Origin of the sequence: Kaistella sp., assembly GCF_032060305.1 — a bacterium.
Classification (GTDB): Bacteria; Bacteroidota; Bacteroidia; order Flavobacteriales; family Weeksellaceae; genus Kaistella; species Kaistella yananensis.
On sequence record NZ_DAMBHK010000094.1, the window covers coordinates 2779 to 4680 of the forward strand.

At 41.2% G+C, this 1902-nt stretch carries 2 protein-coding genes; both read left to right on the plus strand.

The annotated features are described in order from the left end of the window. A partial coding sequence (locus V5N63_RS10705) for a CTP synthase (RefSeq protein ID WP_332033933.1) occupies positions 1 to 915 on the plus strand: 915 nt, incomplete at its 5' end. Positions 916 to 1078: 163 nt separating this feature from the next. Beyond that, a partial coding sequence (gene yidC / locus V5N63_RS10710; protein ID WP_332033936.1) for a membrane protein insertase YidC occupies positions 1079 to 1902 on the plus strand: 824 nt, incomplete at its 3' end.

The following is a 1902-nucleotide window of genomic DNA, read 5'->3' on the forward strand; positions in this document are numbered from 1 at the left end:
TGTAATGTGCCTTTGGCAAATGTAATTGAATGCCGGGATATGGAGACCATTTACGAAGTTCCGCTTCATCTCCAAAAACAGGATTTTGACGATGTAGTACTGAATGAACTTGGCTTAAAATCGGACTCAGAAGCAGACTTAAAAGACTGGAAAAACTTTCTGAAGAGATACAAGAATCCGAAAAAATCGGTTGAGATCGCTTTGGTCGGCAAATATGTCTCACTTCAGGATTCCTATAAATCCATTGCTGAAGCATTTATTCATGCCGGTGCTGATCTGGAAACCGAAGTGAAAATCCGTTGGGTGTACAGTGGCGATCTTACGGAAGACAATATAAAAGAAACTTTATCCGGAATCGACGGTATGCTGATCGCTCCAGGTTTTGGCGACAGAGGAATCGAAGGAAAAATTTCAGCCGCAAGATATGCCCGCGAAAATAATATTCCGCTCTTGGGAATCTGTCTCGGAATGCAGATCATGACCATCGAATTCGCCAGAAATGTTCTGGGATACAAAAAAGCCAACTCTATGGAATTCGACACTTCCACTCCAGATCCGGTGATCTCTTTGATGGAAGAGCAGAAAAATGTGGTAGATAAAGGCGGAACCATGAGACTGGGCGCCTGGAAATGCACCTTAAAACCAAATTCCAAACTTTTGGAAATCTATGGCTCAAAAAATATTTCTGAAAGACACCGCCACCGCTACGAATTCAATTCAGAATACAAAGAAGAATTCGAAAAGAACGGCCTTCTCCCTACCGGACTGAACCCTGAAACCGGTTTGGTAGAAACCCTGGAACTTAAAAACCATCCGTTCTACATCGGTGTACAATATCACCCGGAATACAAAAGTACTGTAGCATCGCCTCATCCGCTTTTTAAAGCGCTGATAAAGGCAGCAACCAAAAAATAAAACCGAAGAGATAAAAGACAAAATGTTTTTTATCTCTTTGTTTTTAAATGAGTTGACAAAAAATTCTTCATTGCCAAAAAAATCAGTATTTTTGTCAGCCAAAATTAAAGGGGTAAGAACGGTTTAAATTCCAACCCGATAATCCAAACAATCAATTAAAAAGATGCAACAAAATAACGGTTTAGATAAAAATCAACTGATTAGTTTCGCCCTGTTTTCCATGATCCTTATTGGAGCGATGTTTTACTTCCAAAACAAACAGGCTACCGAGCAACAGCTTTTAGATGCCGAAAACAAGGCAAAAACCACCCAAACCACGATTGCCAACAGTACCAAACCCGCTGTTGTTACCAACTTAAACGACAGTGTGAAAGCCACCTCCATTCAGCAGGTGCAGTTGAAAAACAAGGAACTGAGCTTGGGAATTTCTACTTTGGGCGGACAGATTTCTACCGTACAGCTTAATGAATACAAAGCTTATAACCCGCAAAGCGACATCAACGACAGGGATCTTTTAATATTCGACCGGAACAACTCGTCTTACGGTTTTCAGTTCAAAGACAAAACAGGCAAAACCTTCAACACAAAAGACCTTATTTTTACACCGACACAAAGTGGCAACACGGTGACGATGCAGGCCAATGCAAACGGTGCGGTGATTCAGTTTATTTATACCCTTCTTGATAAGTATACTGTGGATTTCAATGTGAAAACACAGGGATTAAATCAACTGGTTGCGGACCAGAAAGCAGATTTCGTTTGGGATTTCAATGCCCGCGGTTTAGAAAAAGGCCGTGCCCAGGAGCAAACCCATACTGAATTCAATTACTCATTTAACAATTACAAGAGTTTTGATTATGACGGGAGAACCGAAATGGACGAGCCGGATGAAACCCTGAACTGGCTTGCCATAAAACAGCAGTTTTTCTCTGCTGTGATCGAACCGCAACACGGTTTCAAAAACTCTAAAGGTTCTCAGGAAATGGT